This window comes from Nonomuraea cypriaca (assembly GCF_015645445.1).
Lineage (GTDB): Bacteria > Actinomycetota > Actinomycetes > Streptosporangiales > Streptosporangiaceae > Nonomuraea > Nonomuraea cypriaca.
Map to the genome: position 1 here is coordinate 1 of NZ_JADOGI010000018.1, position 18,421 is coordinate 18,421.

16 protein-coding genes are annotated in these 18,421 nt (G+C 70.7%); 10 read left to right on the forward strand and 6 right to left on the reverse strand.

The annotated features are described in order from the left end of the window. The first annotated feature begins 83 nt into the window (after positions 1 to 83). Positions 84 to 803, forward strand: coding sequence for a YoaK family protein (locus ITP53_RS08410; protein ID WP_195894747.1), 720 nt, complete (start codon positions 84 to 86; stop codon positions 801 to 803). A 21-nt stretch (positions 804 to 824) separates the two neighbouring features. On the opposite strand, the gene ITP53_RS08415 is transcribed toward ITP53_RS08410, so the two are convergent. After that, complete coding sequence (locus ITP53_RS08415) at positions 825 to 1,775, reverse strand: LysR family transcriptional regulator (protein ID WP_207755675.1); 951 nt, start codon at positions 1,773 to 1,775, stop codon at positions 825 to 827. A gap of 131 nt (positions 1,776 to 1,906) precedes the next feature. Here ITP53_RS08415 and dnaE point away from each other — a divergent pair, with 131 nt between their 5' ends. Further along, positions 1,907 to 5,479, forward strand: coding sequence for a DNA polymerase III subunit alpha (gene dnaE / locus ITP53_RS08420; RefSeq protein WP_195894749.1), 3,573 nt, complete (start codon positions 1,907 to 1,909; stop codon positions 5,477 to 5,479). Here the strand turns inward: dnaE and ITP53_RS08425 are convergent. After that, a complete protein-coding gene (locus ITP53_RS08425) occupies positions 5,436 to 6,242 on the reverse strand; it encodes an alpha/beta fold hydrolase (RefSeq protein WP_195894750.1) in 807 nt (268 codons plus the stop codon). The genes dnaE and ITP53_RS08425 overlap by 44 nt on opposite strands. Positions 6,243 to 6,299: 57 nt before the next feature. Here ITP53_RS08425 and ITP53_RS08430 point away from each other — a divergent pair, with 57 nt between their 5' ends. Beyond that, a complete protein-coding gene (locus ITP53_RS08430; protein ID WP_195894751.1) occupies positions 6,300 to 6,758 on the forward strand; it encodes a MarR family winged helix-turn-helix transcriptional regulator in 459 nt (152 codons plus the stop codon). Positions 6,759 to 6,767: 9 nt separating this feature from the next. Here ITP53_RS08430 and ITP53_RS08435 read toward each other — a convergent pair whose 3' ends face one another. Together ITP53_RS08435 and uppS are read right to left on the reverse strand one after the other, a co-directional pair. After that, positions 6,768 to 8,183 (reverse strand): EF-hand domain-containing protein, encoded by a 1,416-nt coding sequence (locus tag ITP53_RS08435; protein WP_195894752.1) that lies wholly within the window; start codon positions 8,181 to 8,183, stop codon positions 6,768 to 6,770. Beyond that, positions 8,180 to 8,938: a polyprenyl diphosphate synthase gene (uppS, locus tag ITP53_RS08440; RefSeq protein WP_328814313.1), complete on the reverse strand. Its 759-nt coding sequence runs from the start codon at positions 8,936 to 8,938 to the stop codon at positions 8,180 to 8,182. Before uppS ends, ITP53_RS08435 begins: the two co-directional genes overlap by 4 nt. A 196-nt stretch (positions 8,939 to 9,134) precedes the next feature. Between uppS and ITP53_RS08445 the strand changes: the two genes are divergently transcribed. Next, positions 9,135 to 9,671, forward strand: coding sequence for an AAA family ATPase (locus ITP53_RS08445; protein WP_195894754.1), 537 nt, complete (start codon positions 9,135 to 9,137; stop codon positions 9,669 to 9,671). Here ITP53_RS08445 and ITP53_RS08450 read toward each other — a convergent pair. Next, positions 9,661 to 10,335: a GntR family transcriptional regulator gene (locus ITP53_RS08450; protein WP_195894755.1), complete on the reverse strand. Its 675-nt coding sequence runs from the start codon at positions 10,333 to 10,335 to the stop codon at positions 9,661 to 9,663. The two genes, ITP53_RS08445 and ITP53_RS08450, sit on opposite strands and share 11 nt — an antisense overlap. 10 nt (positions 10,336 to 10,345) lie before the next feature. Further along, positions 10,346 to 11,380: an asparaginase gene (locus ITP53_RS08455; RefSeq protein WP_195894756.1), complete on the reverse strand. Its 1,035-nt coding sequence runs from the start codon at positions 11,378 to 11,380 to the stop codon at positions 10,346 to 10,348. Between the two features lie 97 nt (positions 11,381 to 11,477). Here ITP53_RS08455 and ITP53_RS08460 point away from each other — a divergent pair, with 97 nt between their 5' ends. Genes ITP53_RS08460 through ITP53_RS08485 form a run of 6 tightly spaced genes read left to right on the forward strand, consistent with a single transcriptional unit; the run spans position 11,478 to position 18,420 of the window. Further along, positions 11,478 to 12,746 (forward strand): MFS transporter, encoded by a 1,269-nt coding sequence (locus ITP53_RS08460; RefSeq protein ID WP_195894757.1) that lies wholly within the window; start codon positions 11,478 to 11,480, stop codon positions 12,744 to 12,746. Further along, the gene (locus tag ITP53_RS08465) at positions 12,746 to 13,993 is read left to right on the forward strand and encodes an alpha/beta hydrolase family protein (protein ID WP_195894758.1); all 1,248 of its coding nucleotides are present in this window, start codon (positions 12,746 to 12,748) and stop codon (positions 13,991 to 13,993) included. The genes ITP53_RS08460 and ITP53_RS08465 overlap by 1 nt, the downstream gene beginning before the upstream one ends. Next, on the forward strand, positions 13,990 to 14,610 hold the full coding sequence (locus tag ITP53_RS08470) for a cysteine hydrolase family protein (protein WP_195894759.1): 621 nt from the start codon (positions 13,990 to 13,992) through the stop codon (positions 14,608 to 14,610). Before ITP53_RS08465 ends, ITP53_RS08470 begins: the two co-directional genes overlap by 4 nt. Next, the gene (locus ITP53_RS08475; RefSeq protein WP_195894760.1) at positions 14,607 to 15,590 is read left to right on the forward strand and encodes an amidohydrolase family protein; all 984 of its coding nucleotides are present in this window, start codon (positions 14,607 to 14,609) and stop codon (positions 15,588 to 15,590) included. The genes ITP53_RS08470 and ITP53_RS08475 overlap by 4 nt, the downstream gene beginning before the upstream one ends. After that, positions 15,587 to 17,071, forward strand: a complete 1,485-nt coding sequence (locus ITP53_RS08480) for an aldehyde dehydrogenase family protein (RefSeq protein WP_195894761.1) — start codon at positions 15,587 to 15,589, stop codon at positions 17,069 to 17,071. The genes ITP53_RS08475 and ITP53_RS08480 overlap by 4 nt, the downstream gene beginning before the upstream one ends. Beyond that, complete coding sequence (locus tag ITP53_RS08485) at positions 17,068 to 18,420, forward strand: dihydroorotase (RefSeq protein WP_195894762.1); 1,353 nt, start codon at positions 17,068 to 17,070, stop codon at positions 18,418 to 18,420. The genes ITP53_RS08480 and ITP53_RS08485 overlap by 4 nt, the downstream gene beginning before the upstream one ends. Position 18,421 lies beyond the last annotated feature (1 nt).

Genomic DNA, 18,421 nt, shown 5'->3' on the forward strand with positions numbered 1-18,421 from the left:
GCGGTGGGGTGGTGAGGCGGTGCGGCGGTGGGGTGCGGCGAGCCCGCTTGGCGGTGGCGGGCCGGTGTGGCAGGAAGGGTGATGTGAAGGAACCGGCGTCCGGCTCTCCACCCGCCGCACGGCGCGGCCTTCCGCTGACCGCGCTGGCCGTCGTCCTCACGGTCGGCACCGGAGCGGTCGACGTCGCGAGCTTCGCCGTGCTCGGCGGGGTGTTCAGCAGCGTCATGACCGGCAACCTGGTGGTCCTCGGCTTCGCCGTCGGCACCGCCGCCGTCGCGCAGGTGCTGAGCACCGCCACCGCCGTCATCGGCTACGCCCTAGGGGTCGCGGCCGGCGCCCTCATCACCGGCCGGTCCCGGCCGGCCGGCCCGGTCTGGCCTCCCAGGGTCACGGTCACCCTCGGCACGGAGTTGCTCGTCCTGCTGGTGTTCGCCACGGGCTGGGAACTGACCGGTGCCCGCCCCACCGGGGCCCCGCTGTACGTTCTGCTCGCCCTGGCCGCCATGGCCATGGGACTGCAGAGCGCGGCCATGCGCGGCCTCGGAGGTCAGGAGGCGGTGTCCACCACCTACCTCACCGGAACGCTCACCGGCGTCATCTCCGCCCTGCTCACCCCCACCCGCCTGGGCAGAAGCCACCTGCGTGGCATGGCCATCCTCGCCGCCGTCGCAGCCGGCGCCGCATCGGGGGCACTCGTGATCACCCATGTTCCCGCCGCGCTGCCCGCCCTCCCCCTGGCCACGGTCGCCGTCGTCGTCACCGCCGCGACCGTCCATCACCGCAGGTGCAGGCACACCGGATGACCTGAGCGGGTGCGAGCGGGTTCAGAGACGATGCCGGTCCCCCGGGTCCGCGGCGAAGGCAGCGCGGTCGACGTCGGGGAGCCACTGGCGCCGCGGGTCGAACGGCCGGTGGTTGTCCGCGACATTGCGAATGAGCAGGTCCAGGGCCGGGTGCTGGTTCTGGCTGTGGTGGAGGAGCGACCACGGATAGACGGGCACCGGATCGATGAGGGGGATCTGGACGGTGTCCGGATGCCAGGGAAGCCGGCACTTCTCACCGACGAGGGTCACCAGGTCTCGGGAGCCGACCTCCGCTACCAAGTGCTCCCAGCCGAAGTCAGGCCCAGAGGTGTCGATCCGGAGGTCGAACGCGAGGCCGAGGAAGCGATGGTATTCGGCCCACTCGCTCCCGGCGACGTTGCCCGGCATCCACACGGTCGATCCGGACAGCCGCGCCATCTCCACCCGCCGCAGACCGGCCAGCGGATGGTCGCGGCCGACCAGCACATGCACCGGTTCGAGGTACGCGGGACTCGACACGAGCTCCTCTTCCGTCACCCCGTCGACCCGGCAGAAGGCCGCGTCCACGGATCCGCGAGCGAGCGCGCCACGCGCTGACCTGAGCCCGTGGGAGGTGACGATCTCGACTTCCACGCCCTCGACGGTCTCGTAGAACGTCTGGACCAGGTCGATGGACGCCACCCGGGTGTCCAGCACGTCGATCCGGAGCGCGCGGCGCCGGGCACGCAGCGTTTCGAGCGCCTGGTCGGCGGTGCTGACGAGGGCGCGCGCGTGGGGAAGGAAAGCCCGGCCGTCCTCGGTGAGATCCGCCCCTGTACGCGAGCGAGCGAACAGCCGCACGCCGAGGAAAGACTCGAGCTTCGCGATGCGCTTGGAGATGGCCTGCTGGCTGACTCCCAGCTTGGCCGCGGCATCACTGAAGTGCCGATCCTCGGCGATGCCGACAAAGGAGCGGACCGCGGCGAGATCCAAATCCGCCGCACCTTCATGAACAACCGATGGTTGTGAGGTTGCGCCGTGTCGATTGTTGGACAACACCATCAGCTCTCGGGTCGAATGCTCGGGTTCGCGAGAGAGCTTACAACCAGAGGGGGTGGTAACCGGTGCGGTCCTTCGTGCATCTTCACGTGCACACCGAGTACAGCATGCTCGACGGCGCCGCCAAGGTCGGACTGCTGATGGACGAGGTGGCCCGGCAGGGGATGCCTGCCGTGGCGATGAGCGATCACGGCAACGTGCACGGCGCGTACGAGTTCTACCACGCGGCGAACAAGGCCGGCGTCAAACCGGTCATCGGCATCGAGGCGTACGTCGCTCCCGCGTCCCGGTTCCGCAAGGAGGCGGTGTACTGGAGTGACAACCTCGCGCTCCGCAAGTCCAACGATGCCACCGGCGAAGGCGGCGACGTCTCCGGCCGCGGCCTCTACACGCACATGACGATGTGGGCCGCCGACGCCGAGGGCCTGCGGAACCTGTTCCGGCTCCAGTCGCGGGCCTGGCTCGAAGGCCATGTGCAGAAGTACCCCCGGATGGACGATGAGCTGCTCGCCGAGCACGGCAGGGGCATCCTCGCCACGACCGGCTGCCCCTCCGGCGCGGTGCAGACCAGGCTGCGCCTCGGCCAGTACGACCAGGCCCGCGAGACCGCCGCCAGATATCAAGAAATATTCGGAAAAGAGAGCTATTTCCTGGAGCTGATGGACCACGGCCTCGCCATCGAACGCCGGGTCCGCGACGACCTGCTGAGGCTCGGAAGGGAGCTGGGCCTGCCGCCCCTGGCCACCAACGACTCCCACTACGTGACCGAGGACCAGGCGGCGGCGCACGACGCGCTCCTGTGCATCGGCACCGGCAGGCAACTCGCCGACCAGAACCGGTTCCGTTTCGCCGGGACCGGCTACTTCGTCAAGACCGCCGGGGAGATGCGGAAGCTGTGGGACGCGGAGGTCCCAGGCGCGTGCGACAACACCCTGCTCATCGCCGAGCGCGTCGGTGACTACGGCGAGGTGTTCGCCCACCGGGACCTGATGCCGAAGTTCCCGGTTCCCGAGAGCGAGTCCGAGTCGTCGTGGCTGCGGAAGGAGGCCATGGAGGGCGCGCGGCGCCGTTACCAGGGCGACCCGCCGCAGGAGGTCCTGGACCGCATCGACTACGAGCTGTCGGTGATCGACGACATGGGCTTCCCCGGCTACTTCCTCGTGGTCGCCGACATCTGCAGGTACGCCCGCGCGAACGGAATCGGTCTCGGCCCTGGCCGAGGATCGGCGACCGGGTCGATGGTCGCCTACTGCACGGGCATCACCGAGCTCGACCCGATCGAGCACAAGCTGATCTTCGAACGTTTCCTCAACCCCGAGCGCATCACGATGCCGGACGTCGACCTGGACTTCGACGACCGCCGCCGGGACGAGATGATCGACTACGTCACCAAGAAGTACGGCGACGACCGCGTGTGCCAGATCGTCACCTTCGGCACGATCAAGGCGAAGGCCGCGGTGAAGGACTCCTGCCGGGTGCTCGGCTACCCGTACGCGCTCGGCGACCGGATCACCAAGGCGTTCCCCGCCGCCGCCGGTGGCAAGGAGATCCCGCTGTCGGCCATCCACGACGAGAACCACCCCCGCCACGGCGAGGCCGCCGAGCTGCGGAAGATGTACGAGGAAGAGCCCGACGTCAAACGGATCATCGACACCGCCAAGGGCGTGGAGGGCCTGACGCGCGGCACCGGCGTCCACGCCGCGGGTGTGATCCTCTCGTCCGAGCCGTTGATCGACGTGCTCCCCCTGGTGAAGCCGAAGCAGGGCGGCCCGGTCATCACCGGGTTCCCCTTCACCCAGGCCGAGGACATGGGCCTGCTCAAGATGGACTTCCTCGGGCTGCGGAACCTCACCGTCATCAACGACGCCATCGCCAACGTCAGGACGAACAAGGGCGTCGACATCGACATCCGCGACGTACCCTTCGACGACGAGCGGACGTACGAGCTGCTGGCGCGCGGTGACACGCTCGGGGTGTTCCAGCTCGACAGCGGCGGGATGCGGATCCTGCTGCGGCTGATGCAACCGACGGTGTTCACCGACATCGCCGCGGTCAACGCGCTCTACCGCCCCGGGCCGATGGAGATGAACGCCCACACCAACTACGCGCTACGTAAGACCGGGAAGCAGCAGGTCGAGCCGATCCACCCGGAGCTGGCGGAGGCGCTCGAACCGATCCTGGGTGACACCTACCACCTGGTGGTCTTCCAGGAGCAGGTCATGGCGATCGCCCAGCAGCTCGCCGGGTACTCCCTCGGCGGCGCCGACATGCTGCGCCGCGCGATGGGCAAGAAGAAGAAGGACGTGCTGGACGCCGAGTGGGGCAAGTTCTCCGCCGGCATGAGCGAACGCGGCTTCTCCGACGAGGCCGTCAAGGCCGTCTGGGACGTCCTCGTCCCTTTCTCCGGGTACGGCTTCAACAAGTCCCACACCGCCGGATACGGCGTCGTGTCCTACTGGACGGCCTACCTGAAGGCGAACCACCCGGCCGAGTACCTCGCCGCGCTGCTCACCTCGGTCGGCGACGACAAGGACAAAATGGCGATCTACCTGTCGGACTGCCGCCACCTCGGCATCAAGGTGCTGCCTCCGGACGTCAACGAGAGCGAGCTGAACTTCGCCGCCGTCGGGGACGACATCCGCTTCGGCCTCGGCGCGATCCGCAACGTCGGCGCGGGCGTCGTCGACGCGATCGTGCAGATCCGCCGTGAGCGGGGCGGCTACACCGGCTTCAACGACTTCCTGGCCAAGGTCCCGCCGATCGTCTGCAACAAGCGCGTCATCGAGTCGCTGGCCAAGGCCGGCGCGTACGACAGCCTCGGCCACCGGCGCAAGGCCATCGTCATGGTCCACGAGCAGGCCGTCGACGCCGTCATCGACGTCAAGCGCAACCAGGCCCGCGGCCAGGACTCCCTCTTCGGCGCCTTCGATGGCCCCGCAGACGACCCCGCCAGCGACACCGGCGACGTGTTCTCGGTGGCGATCTCCGAGGAGGAATGGGACAGAAGCACACTGCTGGCCTTCGAACGGGAGATGCTCGGCCTGTACGTCTCCGCCCACCCCCTGGACGGCACCGAGCGGGTCCTGGAGGCCAACCGCGACACCACGATCGCCCGGCTCCTGACCTCCGGCCGTACGGACGGCTTCGTACAGGTGGCCGGAATCGTCTCGGGGTTGCAGCGCAAGGTCACCAAGCAGGGCAGCCCATGGGCGATCGTCACCCTCGAAGACCACGACGCCGCGGTGGAGTGCCTGATCTTCCCCAAGACCTACACCCTGTACGGCGAGGCCCTGGCCGAGGACCTCGTGATCTCCGTACGGGGCCGGATCAACGTGCGCGACGAGACGGTGAGCGTCTACGGCGAGGAGATCGCCCTCCTGAACGTCTCCCAGCCGGACACAGAGCCTCCCGTCGTGATCTCGGTCCAGGAGACCCAGCTGAACCCGCGGCTCGTCCAGGAGCTCAAACACATCCTGACCACCCATCCGGGCCGGGCACCCGTACACGTGCTCATGCACCGTCGCAACGCCAAGAGCGTGCTGCTGGACCTCCGGCCGTTCCAGGTCACGCCGGATCCGGCGTTCTACGGCGACATCAAGGCTCTGCTCGGCGCCGACGCTCTGGGAAGCGCGCGGTGAGGAAGTCCTCGAGGATGTCGCTGAAGACGTCCGGCCGCTCCATGTTGGGGTAGTGGGCGGTCCCGTCGATCGAGATCGCACTGCCGTCGGGGACGGCGCCGGCGAGGCGTTCGGCCATGCCGATGTGGTCGGGCGAGTCGAGGGCGCCGTTGACGGCCAGCACGGGCACGTCGATCCCGGCGGCGCGGTCCCAGGTGTCGCGCACCGGGATGAGATGGTCGGGCTCGTCCTTGGTGTGCTTGGACATGGTGCCCTGGGTCATCCGGCGCAACCGGTCGACGACCTCGGGATCGAGATCGCCGAGGGTGCGGTGCGGGCCGGCGGCGAAGAGCATCAGACCCTCGACCGAGGCGTCCAGATCACCCGCGGCCATCGCCGCGTGCCACGCGGCCCAGGTCCGGGTGGTCCAGGGATCGGTGAAGTACGGCTCGCTGGTCCCGGCGCCGCTGACGACCACGGCGCTGACCAGCTCAGGATGCTCCAGCGCGGTGTCGACCGCGACGCTCGCCCCCATGGACACGCCGACCAGGATCGCCGGGCCGGTGTCCAAGTGGCGCAGCAGCGCGGCGAGGTCGTCGGTGTGCCGGAACGGCTCGGCGGCGTTCGCGGAGCGGCCGTGGCCGCGCGCGTCGGGCGCGATGACGCGGTACCGCGAGGCGAGAACGGGGATCTGGTCGTCCCACATGCTGTGGTCGGTGAAGCCGCCGTGCAGGAAGACGAGGGGCCGGCCGGTGCCGGTGTCGAGCCAGAACAGGTCCTTCATGACAACCAAAGTGTCATTATTGGCCGAAAATGGCAACTTAGGTGTCATCATGGTGGGGTGAGCGAGACAGAGGACGAGCCGACCGACCGGCTCAGCGAGGTGTTCGACCTGGTGGGGCCGCTGTATCGGCGCGCCCAGCGCAAGGTGGAGCAGTACGCGCCCACGATGGGCCTGTCGGTCGGGGTGCGGGCCGTGCTCAACATGCTGCGCGAGCACGGGCCGATGACCGTCCCCCAGATGGGCCGGGCCCAGGCGTTGAGCCGGCAGTTCGTGCAGCGCATGATCAACGACGCGGCCGCGCGCGGGCTGGTCGAGGCCGTCCCGAACCCGGCGCACAAGAGGTCCTCGCTCATCCGGCTGACCGGGGAGGGCCGGTCCGCCATCACCGCCCTGATCGACAGCGAGCGCGCGATGCTCCGCGAGGCAGGCGCCGACCTCGACGACGCCGAGATCGACGCCTGCCTCCGGGTGCTGTCGAGCCTCCTCCGATTCCTGGACCACGTCGACATGGAATGAGTCGTGAGGTCACGCCTGGGAAAGCAGGGAATCGTAGGCGGTCGAGTGCTGCTGACCGGACATGAAGGACAGGAACTGCCGGACGAAAGCACTGCGTGAATAGCCGTCGCCGCTGTCGGCCAGATCGCGGTGGAAGGCCGTGCGGAACAGGTTCTGGTATTCCTGGGCGTCGATCGCCTGGTCGTCGTCGACGTCGGTGACGTCGAACAACACGTCGGCGATCTTGATCAGTCCGGCGCTGGGCAGGGAGGCGGCCGAGGTGGCGTACTCGCGGCGGGTGACGCGGCCGTCGCCGTCGCCGTCGAGGCTTGCCTGCAGCTCCCGCCACCAGGCGGCGTAGGCGCTGTAGAGCCGCTCCTCGTCGCGCTCGCCCAGGTCGAGCCGGGTGGCGATCTCCCTCGCGATGGCGGCCAGATCCGGCCAGTCGAGATAGCCGTTGCCGGTCTGGTCGAGGACCTCGGCGAAGAACCGGTCGGCCGACAGGGTGGTCGGGTGGTCCTCGCCTGGAGCCGGGGTGATGAGCCGGAGCATGGCCGCGGCCTGGCCCGCCTTGCGGCGCAGGGTCTCCCATGGCTCGGCCCCTTGAGCGGGATCGAGCAGCCTCATGACCGAGCCGACCTGCATCCAGCTCTCAGGAAGCACGCGGGTGGCGAGTCCGGCAGTCAGGTAGGTCCCGTGCATGAGCGCCCGCGATCCAGGCAGGTCGGGCAGGGCGACTCGCCTGCAGAAGGAGTCAGGCAGCGACGCGATGGTGATCGCGGCGGCCATGGGGCCTGCCAGGGCCCGGGTCGCGGCCCACACCGCGGGCTGACCGCGCAGCACCGGTGGGGCCGGCACGTTGGCGAAGAGCCGGAAGAGGATGACGCGCACGGCCTCGGTGTTCTCCAGGCGATGGTCGATCATGTCGTCGTAGTAGGGCCAGAACTCCCGCAACGTCGCGGGGAGCCGGTCGCTGTCGCCCTCGAGCAGGGCCAGGAAGGTGCGGAACTCGGCGTAGAGCCGCGCCAGCACGGGACCGTCGAGCGCCTCGCCGCTCAGCCGGCACATCGTCACCGTCGACTCGAAGAGCGTCGCCACCACCCAGGCGCGTGCCTCGGCGTCGGTCGCGTCATAACCGCGGCCCTGCGCGTCGGTGCCGGAGATGCGGGCGTGCAGGCGGTTGAGCCTGGCCGCTTCGCGAGCGCGTACGGACGCGTCGGGGTCGAGCACCCGCCGCGTGCTCACCACGGTGTTGCGCAGGCGCCGCCACGGATGCGTGACGAACGTCGAGTTTTCCATCAACGCCGCGCCGACCTGCGGATGCGCGGCCTCCAGCACCGTGGCGCGGGCCACCGCGAGGCTCCAGCGTGCCTCGTTGACCAGACGGCGCAGTATCGAGTCGGGCCCGAAGACGTCGACGGTCTCCTCAGCGGTGGTCTGGCTCATCGAAGTCCCTCTCCTGTCATGGCGGCCGGCCGGCGGACGTCGCCGAACCGGCGCTGGCGCCGCCGGTAGGTGTCAAGGCATTCCCAGAAGTGGGTCGCGCGGAAGTCGGGCCACAGCACCTCGGGGAAGACCCACTCGGCGTAGGCGACCTGCCAGAGCATGAAGTTGGAGATCCGCTGCTCCCCGGACGTGCGGATGACCAGGTCCACGTCAGGCGTGTCGGGGTACGGCAGGTGCGCGGCGAAGCCGGCCTCGGTGACCTGCTCGGCCGGCACGCCTGAGCGGATCAGCGAGCGGGTGGCCTCCACGATGTCTCGGCGCCCCCCGTGATCGAAGGCGACGGTCAGCGTCATGCGGCTGTTGTCGCCGGTCATCGTCATCAGATCGGTGATGTCCCTGACCAGCGGCGGTGGGATCCGCGGGTCGGTCATGCCCAGGAACCTGCACCGGACGCCCCGCGCGTGCAGCACCGGCGCGTGCTTGCGGATGACCCGGCGCACCAGCCTCATCAGGACGTCGACCTCGCCCATCGGCCGCCGCCAGTTTTCGGTGGAGAACGCGTAGAGGCTCAGCCACTTGACGCCGGCCGAACGTGCCGTCTCGATGACGTCGATCACGGCGGCCTCGGCCGCCTCGTGGCCCGCGGTGCGCGGCAGCGATCGCCGCGCGGCCCAGCGGCCGTTCCCATCCATCACGCAAGCCACGTGACGTGGCAATCCCGTTATCGTTTCCATGGCTGAGCGTAACTCTAACATTACGTACGGTGCCCGCGAAGTCGCGGCGGGGGGCGAGACCGTACCGTCCCGATACCATCGACCTGCGCCGCCCGCGGGGCCCGGTGAAACGCCGCCCGCCATCCATTCGGTCATCTCATGGCGGCGCCCCCAGACGACGGCCCCGGCTGCCCATCGCCGCCCGGGGAATTCGCCGTATGCCAGAAAGGAAAGATCGATGAAGCGCTACATCCTGACCGGCGCCCCCGGAGCGGGGAAGACGGCCATCCTGCGGTGGCTGGAGGTCGACGGCCACACAGTCGTCGAGGAGGCGGCGACCGACGTCATCGCCCTGCGACAGGCTCAGGGTGAGCCAGAGCCGTGGACGAAACCGTCCTTCCTCGAGGCGATCGTCGCCCTGCAGCGCCAGCGGCAGGAGAAGGCCCCCGGCGACGTGCAGCTCTACGACCGCTCACCCGTCTGCACCCACGCCCTGGCCACCTATCTCGGCCATCCCGTCCCGCCGACCCTGTCCCGCGAAGTGGAACGCGTCCAGGCGCGGCAGATCTACGACAGGAAGGTCTTCTTCATCGAGAACCTCGGGTTCGTCACCCCGACCGACGCGAGACGGATCACGTACGAGGAGTCGCTGCGATTCGAGCGCATCCACCGGGACGCCTACACCTCGCTCGGCTACGAGTGCGTGCCCATCGCCCCCGGCCCGCTGGCGGACCGGGCGGCGGCGATCACGAAACACCTGTGCCTCAGCCGATGAGGCCGGCCTCGTGGGCCTGTTCGATGGCGGCGAGGGTGGAGGCCAGGTGGTCCAGGGTCAGCTGGACGACCCCGGCCTCGTCATGCCGCCGGTAGAGCTCGACCAGCTGCTTGTGCTCCGCGTTGGCCTCGGGGACCTGGAGGGGGCGGGCCTCCAGGGAGAGGCTGATGTAGGGCGCGGCGCTGTCCCGCAGGCCGGCCAGGATGCCCGCCAGGCGGCTGCCGTCCTCCGACTCGCTGAAGACCGCGTGGAAGCGGCGGTTGAGATCGACCCACGCGCCCAGATCCGTCTCGGTCTCCATGGCCTGCCGCAGCCGCTCGGCCTCGTCGAGTTCGGCGTCGCCGATGGCCGCGACCATCCGCCGCACCATGAGCGGCTCCAGCGTCATGCGCAGCTCGTAGATCTCGCGCACCTCGGCGATGTCGAGCGGCCGCACCACGGCGCCCTTGTGCGGGTCGATGACGACCAGGCCCTCGGTGGCGAGGTCACGCAGCGCCTCGCGTACGGGGGTCGTGCTGACGCCCAGCTCGGCGGCGAGCTCGGCCTGAACCAGCCGGCTGCCGCCCTTCAGGGTCCCGCCGAGGATCGCCGATCGGAGAGTACCCAGGACGTACTCGTGCGCGGTGCGCGACCTGTTGGCCGTCGCGAACCTGCCAAGCGCCACTGCGCCTCCTTCATACGGATTCGGATCCGCCAGAATCAGCAACTGTAGGCCCTTGCGCCCATGCTCCGCGCGCCCCGAACTCCGCCAGGATCCGCTCGTGCGGCACGCCGAGCGCGAGCAGCGACCCGAGCAGGATCCGTGACTTGCGCGCGTCGAGGAACCCGGCCGGGATCGCGCCCCGGGCGATCAGGTCGCGCTCGGACCCGGCGAAGCCGTACGTCTCGCGTGCCGTGCTGCCCGCGCCGGTACGGCTGGCCAGCACCACGGGGACGCGCGCGGTCGCGGCCGAGACGGTGCCGGCCAGGGCGGCGGGCACGTGGCCGACGCCGAACCCGGCCAGCACGATGCCGTCGTGCTGCGCCGCCGCGTACGCGAGCAGGCCGCCGTCGTCGTCGAAGCAGGTCTCCACCATGGCCACCCGGGGATGAGGGCCTTCCTGCGGCAGCGGCAGCACCGGGTGCCGCGCCACCGCGTTGCCGTAGCGGACCCGGCCCTCGACCACGTGGCCGAGCACCCCGAAGCCGGGCGAGACGAACGCCTGCGGAGCACTGGTGTGGCATTTGCGCACCCGGCGGGCGGCATGCACGGTGTCGTTCATCACGACGAGCGCGCCGAGGCCGCGGGACGCCGGTTCCGCGGCGGTGATGACGGCGGCGTACAGGTTGGCGGGGCCGTCGGGGCCCGCGGCCTGCGGGGTGCGCATGGCGCCGGTCACCACCAGCGGCTCGTCATGGTCCCAGTGCAGGTCCAGGAAGTACGCCGTCTCCTCGATGGTGTCGGTGCCCTGCACCACGACGACGCCGGCGGCGCCCGCGCGTACCGACTCGGCCGCCCACGCGAGGCAGCGGCGCATGTCGGCGGTGCCGAGCGAGGCGCCGGGCGAGGTGGCCAGGGTCGTGGCCCGCAGATCGGCCGCGTCCGCGAGCCCGGGGACCGCGGACACCAGATCGGCGGCGGTGAGCGAGGGGGAGACCCCGCCGGTGCCGCTCCCGGTCATCGTGATCGTGCCTCCGAGTGAGGCAAGGGCCACGAGGGGCCTACTCATTCTCACAGTCCTCCGCCTTGACGTCATGCATTGTGCATTTTATAGGATGCACCATTATTGCAGGCGGGGGGAAGGTTCCAGGAAGGGCGGAAGAAACATGTCGGAAACACGAGCCGGGAGACCCCAGGAGCAACGGCAAGGTGCCGTACGGCTGACCAAGTCGGTCGCGCTGATCAGCTTGGTGGTCCTCGCCGGCTCCTACGTCGTCAACGCCATGGATCGGCAGGTCTTCCCCGTCCTGGTCCCCCACATCCGCGAGGAGTACGGCTTCTCCCTCGGCCAGGGCGGCCTGCTCGCCACGATCTTCACCCTGGGCATCGGCCTCGCCGGCGTCCCCACCGGCTACCTGCTCGACCGGCTCTCCCGCAAGGCGGTCATGCTGATCGGGATCGTCATCTACTCGGCGTTCACCCTGCTGACCGCGGTATCCGCAGGCTTCTTCGACATGTTCGCCTACCGCGCGCTGTCCGGCGTCGGCGAGGCGATGCAGAACGCCGCCCTCTTCTCCGCCGTGGGCGCCTACTTCTTCGCCAACCGCGCTCTCGCCCTCGGCAGCCTCAACTTCGCCTACGGCCTGGGCAGCTTCTTCGGCCCGCTGTTCGGGGCCGGCATGGCGACCTCCACCGGAGACTGGCGCACGCCGTTCTGGGTCTACGGGGCGATCGGCTTCGGCTTCGCGCTGCTCATCCTGCTGGGCATCAGGAAGTCGTTCACCGAGCGACGCGACGGCGCCCCAGGGGAGGACACGCCGCGCAGCTATGACCACGTGCCCGCCGCCCTGCTCAACCGCAACATCGTGCTGCTCGCCGTGACGGCCGTCGTCGTCGGGCTCGCGATGTACGGCTACCTCGGCCTCTACCCGACCTACCTGCAGGAGGAGCTGGGCCTGTCGACCGGCGACGCGGGGCTCGCGGTCAGCATGTTCGGCATCGGCGCCCTGGTGGGACTGCCCGCCGGCTGGCTCGGCGACCGGCTCAACCAGCGCACCGTGATGATCGTCTCGCTGCTGGCCGGTTCTGTGGTCGGCTACCTGCTGTTCAACGGGCCCACGACGGCCGGGCCGCAGATCTTCCTGTCCTTCGCCGAGGGCGCGATCGCCAGCGGCTTCCTCTTCGTCAACATCTACTCGTCCATGCAGCGCGCCGTACGACCTGTCATGATCGGCCGCGCCTCCGGCCTCTACGTCGCCAGCTTCTACGTCCCCGCGGCCATCGCGGGCTACCTGTTCTCGGCGCTGGTCGAGTCCACCGGCTGGGGCGGCGCAGCGCTCTGGCAGCTCGCCGTGCTCCCGCTGGCCGGCGTGGTCGCGCTGCTCTTCGTCGACGTCTCCAAGTTCAGCAACGCCCGCAGGGTGGAGGTTCACTGATGGTCAACAAGCCCGGACCCAGGCGCTGGCACGAGCAGCGCTGGCTGATCGACTCGATCCTGCGTACCGACGGTCTGGAATGGGACCAGCCCCGGGTGGCGTACACGCTGCGGCCGATGGGCGTGGACGCGGTCGCCGACTTCAGGGTGGCCGAGTCGCGCATCCACAAGTTCGCCGACATGACCCCCGTCTTCGCCGAGCTGGCCGGGCGGCGCGAACGGCTGGCGCTGGAGGCCGAGCGGGACGGGCGCGACGTCACGGCCCGTGAGCACTACTTCCACGCGGCACTGCTGTACGCCACCGCCGAGTGGCCGATCTGGGAGGACACCCCGGCGCTCGTCGAGCTGGACGACCGCAAGAACGCCTGCTACACCGGTTACGCCCGGCTCGCCGACCATCGGGTGGAGCGGGTGGAGATCCCGTTCGGCGACTCGTACATACCGGCCTGGTTCCACCTGCCGCCTGGATGCACAGAAGGGCCGCTGCCCACGGTCATCTCCTGTGGCGGGATGGACGCGCCAAAGGAGCTGAACGTCAACCTCTACGGCGACAAGTTCCTGCAGCGCGGCTTCGCCGTACTGGCCTTCGACGGTCCCGGCCAGGGCGAGGCGCCGATCCGCGGGGTGAGGTTCACCCCGACCGCGTGGATCGACGCCGGAGAGCGGATCATGGCGTGGTGCCGTGACCGGGCCGAGGTGGACGACGACCGGATCGTGGGCTTCGGGCTCTCCTTCGGCTCCTACTGGATGTCGCAGATCGCCGCCACCCAGCCGGCGCTGCGCGGTGCGGCGGTCGGCCTGGTGTGCCACGAGCCCGGCGGTCACATGATCTTCGAGATGGCCTCGCCCAGCTTCAAGGCCAGGTACATGTGGATGTCCGGGCTGGAGTACGACGAAGAGGCGTTCGACCGGATGGCGCGGGAGATCGACCTGCGCCCGCTGATGCCGGAGATGCGCGTGCCCTGGCTCGTCATCGCGGGCGACGAGGACGAGCTGTCACCCATGGAGCACAGCTACGACCTGGCCCGCCGCTCGCCGGTCCCCGCCCCGCTGCTGGTCTACCAGCAGGGCAGGCACGCCCTGTCGCTGCCCACCCCCTCGGTGGCGCTCGGGCCGAACTGGGTGACGTACGCGGCGGACTGGCTCCTCGACCGCGCCAAGGGCGTGCCCGCTGAGGACTACGTCGACTACGTACTGTCCACCGGTCAGATCGAGCGCCGCCCGCACCCGAAGGAGAGCGCCCGATGAGCCTGCCCGCGCTGACCCGTGACAGGACCGCCGTCGTCACCATCGACCTGCACCGCGGCCACCTCGACCCCGAGGCGGCGACCATGCCGCTGCCCGAGCCGGCGGCGAAGCGGGTCACGGCGGCCAACGCGCGGCTCCTGGCGGAGGTCAGGAGCAGGGGCGTGCCGGTGATCCACGTCGTCACCTCCTACCGGTCGGTGGCGGAGATCGCCTCGAACCCGTGGTGGGCGGCGGTGGCCGGCACCGACGCGACCCGTACGAACGTCCTGCGGCACCAACTCCCCGGCAGCCCCGGGCTCGAACTGATGCCCGACGTGTACGACCCGGGACACGACCTGGTGGTCACCACCAAGAAGCGGTACGACTGCTTCGCCGCCACCGACCTCGACCACGCGCTGCGCGCCCTGGGCGCGGAGACGCTGCTGCTCACCGGGGTCAACACGAACAGCTGCGTGCTGGCCACCACTGTCGCCGCCAACACCCGCGACTACGCGGCGGTGGTGGTGGAGGAGTGCGTCGACACCATGGACCGGACCCTGCACGACGCCGCGCTGCGGGTGATCCGCCAGGCATTCGGCTGGGTCGCCACGACCGAGGAGGTGCTCGCGGCCCTATGAGAACCATCGACGTGCACGCCCACGTCTTCCCGCCCGCCCTCGTCACGGCGGCGCGGGCGGGCGACGCCCCCGACGGCATCCGCACCGAACACGTGGACGGCCAGGAGTGGGTCGTCCACCGGCAGGGCTACCGGTATCCGCTGGCGGCGGCGTTCCACGACGTCGAGGCCAGGCTCGGCGACATGGACGCCATGGGCATCGACCTGGCTGTGCTGTCCCCCGCGCCCACGCTGTTCCTCTACTGGACCGAGGAGGGAGTGGACGCGGCGCGGGTGGTCAACGACGCCGTGGCGACGATGGTCGCGCAGGCCCCGGACCGGTTCGCCGGGCTAGGCACGCTCCCGCTGCGCGACCCCGCCGCGGCCGTGGCCGAGCTGCGCCGGTGCGCCGCGCTCGGCCTGCGCGGCGCGCAGATCGGGCCGCACGTGGAGGGCACGCCCCTCGACGACGCCGCGCTGCGGCCGGTGCTCGCCGCCGCCGAGGAACTGCGTCTGCCGCTGACGATCCACCCCTACTACGTCGGCTCGACCCCGGGTCTGGACGACTTCTACCTGACCAACCTGCAGGGCAACCCGTGGCAGACCGCCGTGTGCGCCTCCCGGCTCATCCTGTCCGGCGCCCTGGACGCGCTTCCCGGGCTGGACCTGGTGCTGGTCCACGGCGGCGGGCATCTGCCGTACCAGATCGGCCGGTTGGACCACGGGCGACGGGTGCGGCCGGAGACTCGCGGGTGCCGCGAGGCGCCCAGCGCCTACCTGCGGCGTTTCCACTACGACACACTGACCCACAGCGGCGCGGCGACCGGCTGGCTCATCGACCTGGTGGGCGCGGACCGCGTCCTGTACGGCACGGACATGCCGTTCGACATGGGCGGCGGCCCGCTCGACAGCCAGCTCGGCCCAGGTCACCGCGCGCACCGAGCAGGCATCGCCCACCGCAACGCCGAACGGCTGTACTCGCTGAAGGAAGGAACCTCATGACCGACGTGGTGCCGCTGCGCATCGGCGGCGAGGACCGCCCGGCGGCCGACGGCGGCACGTTCGAGGTGCGCGATCCCGCCACCGACACGCTGCTGTACCAGGTCGCGCACGCCACGTCCGCGGACGTGGACACCGCGGTGGCCGCCGCCACGGCCGCGTTCGCCGACGGACGCTGGCACGGCCGGCCGGCCCGCGAGCGGGCCCGCGTGCTGAATCGCGCGGCGGCGCTGCTCGCCGAGCGCGTCGGCGACTACGCCAGGCTGGAGACCCGGCAGATCGGGCGTCCTCTGCGGGAGATGCGGGCGCAGCTCGCCCGGCTGCCGGAGTGGCTGGAGTACTTCGGCGCGGTCGCGCAGACCGCCGAGGGCAGCGCGCCGGACTTCGGCCCCGGCTACCTCAACGTGGTACGCCGGTTCCCGCTCGGCGTCGCCGGCCTGATCACGCCGTGGAACCACCCGCTGCTCATCACCATGAAGAAGCTCTCGGCCGCGCTCGCAGCGGGCAACTCGCTGGTCGTCAAGCCGAGCGAGCTGGGACCCCTGGTGCCGCGCGAGCTCGCCGTGCTGCTGGAGGAGGCGGGCGTCCCGCCGGGCGTCGTCAACGTGGTGACGGGAATGGGAGCCACCACGGGACGTGCGCTGTCCGAGCACGCCGGCCTGCACAAGCTCGACATCACCGGCGGCACGGAAACCGGCCGGGTGATCGCCGCGAACGCCGGCCGCGCGCTGATCCCCGTGACCGCCGAGCTGGGCGGCAAGGCGCCGGTCATCGTCTTCCCCGACGCCGACCCTGCTCAGGCGGTGGCCGGCGCGCTGTTCGCGTCCTTCATCGCCACCGGCCAGACGTGCGTACAGGGCGCTCGGGTGCTGGTCCACCGGGATCGCTTCGAGCACGTGGCCGCCGCGCTGGCCGAGCGGACCCGGGCGCTACGCCTGGGCGACCCGCTCGAGCTGGAGACGCAGATCGGCCCGCTCGTCTCCAAGGCGCAGCGGGACAAGGTCGCCGAGACGGTCGGCCGCGCCCGCGCCCAGGGCGCGATGGTGCTGTGCGGCGGACGCGCCCCCGACGGGCCCGGCTGGTTCTACGAGCCGACCGTGCTCACCGACGTCACCCCCGACTGCGACATCTGGTACGAAGAGGTCTTCGGCCCGGTCACCGTCGTCGTGCCGTTCGAGGACGAGGACGACGCGGTGGCCAAGGCGAACGACTCGCCGTTCGGCCTGGCCGCCTCGGTGTGGACCCGCGACGTGGCCCGCGCGGTCAGGGTCACGGAACGGCTGGACATCGGCATCGTCTGGATCAACGACCACCACCGGATCGACCCCGCCTCGCCGTGGGGCGGCACCAAGGCCAGTGGCATCGGCTCGGAGAACGGGCTGGACGCGTACCGCTCCTACACCCGCGCCCAGAGCATGATCGTCAACACTGCGGACCAGCCCTTCGACTGGTTCGCCGGGACAGAGGAACTCCGGTACTCATGATCGACCTTCTCATCGAGGGCGGCACCGTGGTGACCCCGCACGGCCGGCGGCGGGCCAACGTCGCCGTCCGCGACGGGCTGATCGCCGATGTCGGCCCGGACCGCCCGGCCGCCAGGGAGGTCGTGGACGCCTCGGGCCTCCTGGTGCTTCCCGGCGGCGTGGACACCCACGTCCACCTGATGGACCCGGGCAGCACCGAGCGGGAGGACTTCCCGACGGGCACCGCCGCCGCCGCGGCCTCCGGGGTCACCACGATCATCGAGCACGCCCACGGGCGCCCGGTCCGTACGGCGGGCGACCTGGCGGAGAAGCGGCGCTACCTCGAAGGGCGCTCGTCCGTCGACTACGGTCTGGCCGCGCACGCCTGGCCCGGTGAGACCGGCGAACTGCCCGGCCTGTGGGCGGCCGGCGCGGCCTTCTTCAAGCTGTTCACCTGCACCACGCACGGCGTGCCCGGCCACGACGCGGCGGCGCTGAAGGCGCACCTCTCGGCCTCCGCCCTCATCGGCGGGGTCACCCTGATGCACTGCGAGGACGAGTCCCTGACCGAGCACGCCGAACGGCTGCTGCGCGCGGAAGGCCGCGACGACGGCGGCATCCTGCCCGACTGGCGCAACAGGGACGCCGAACTGGTGGCCGCGGCGGTGGCCGCGCTGCTGGTCCGCCGTACCGGCGCGCGGGCGGTCGTCGCGCACGTCAGCCACCCCGAGGTCGCCTCCTACGTGGCGGCGGAACGGTCGCGCGGCGCGCTGCTGGCCGCCGAGTCCTGTCCGCAGTATTTCCTGCTGCGCGAGGACGAGGCCATGACGGAGGGCGCGCTGCGCAAGTTCACCCCGCCCGCGCGGGCCAGGACGGCGGAGGACGAGGCGGGCATGTGGCGGCTGCTGCGCGACGGCACGCTGACCCACATGTCCACCGACCACGCCCCCTCCACCCTGGAGCAGAAGCGCGCCGGCGACATCTGGAACGTGCACTTCGGCCTGCCCGGCCTGGACAGCACCATGGCCCTGCTGCTGGACGCCGCCGCCCGCGGTCACCTCTCCTACGAGGACGTGGTGGCCGTCCACGCCGAGCACCCCGCAAGGATCTACGGGCTGTGGCCGCGCAAGGGCCGCCTGGCGGCGGGCGCGGACGCCGACCTCGTCCTCGTGGATCCGGGCGCCCGGCGTACCCTGCGGAACGAGGACGTGATCTCCAAGGCCGGCTGGACGCCCTACCACGGCCGCGAGGTCACCGGGCGGATCGTCCGCACGTACCTCCGTGGTGGGCTCATCGCCGAGGACGGCAGGCCGCTCGACGCCCGGGCCGGCCGCTTCCTCCCGGGCGCCGGAGCCGCACTCACCGCCTAGT

What these genes read in the sequence shown, in the direction of transcription:
- ITP53_RS08425 (WP_195894750.1), bottom strand. Translation starts at nt 6,242, where the DNA reads ATGAAGGACCTGTTCTGGCTCGACACCGGCACCGGCCGGCCCCTCGTC.
- ITP53_RS08435 (WP_195894752.1), bottom strand. Translation starts at nt 8,183, where the DNA reads ATGAGCCAGACCACCGCTGAGGAGACCGTCGACGTCTTCGGGCCCGAC.
- uppS (WP_328814313.1), bottom strand. Translation starts at nt 8,938, where the DNA reads ATGTTAGAGTTACGCTCAGCCATGGAAACGATAACGGGATTGCCACGT.
- ITP53_RS08445 (WP_195894754.1), top strand. Translation starts at nt 9,135, where the DNA reads ATGAAGCGCTACATCCTGACCGGCGCCCCCGGAGCGGGGAAGACGGCC.
- ITP53_RS08455 (WP_195894756.1), bottom strand. Translation starts at nt 11,380, where the DNA reads ATGAGTAGGCCCCTCGTGGCCCTTGCCTCACTCGGAGGCACGATCACG.
- ITP53_RS08460 (WP_195894757.1), top strand. Translation starts at nt 11,478, where the DNA reads ATGTCGGAAACACGAGCCGGGAGACCCCAGGAGCAACGGCAAGGTGCC.
- ITP53_RS08465 (WP_195894758.1), top strand. Translation starts at nt 12,746, where the DNA reads ATGGTCAACAAGCCCGGACCCAGGCGCTGGCACGAGCAGCGCTGGCTG.
- ITP53_RS08470 (WP_195894759.1), top strand. Translation starts at nt 13,990, where the DNA reads ATGAGCCTGCCCGCGCTGACCCGTGACAGGACCGCCGTCGTCACCATC.
- ITP53_RS08475 (WP_195894760.1), top strand. Translation starts at nt 14,607, where the DNA reads ATGAGAACCATCGACGTGCACGCCCACGTCTTCCCGCCCGCCCTCGTC.
- ITP53_RS08480 (WP_195894761.1), top strand. Translation starts at nt 15,587, where the DNA reads ATGACCGACGTGGTGCCGCTGCGCATCGGCGGCGAGGACCGCCCGGCG.
- ITP53_RS08485 (WP_195894762.1), top strand. Translation starts at nt 17,068, where the DNA reads ATGATCGACCTTCTCATCGAGGGCGGCACCGTGGTGACCCCGCACGGC.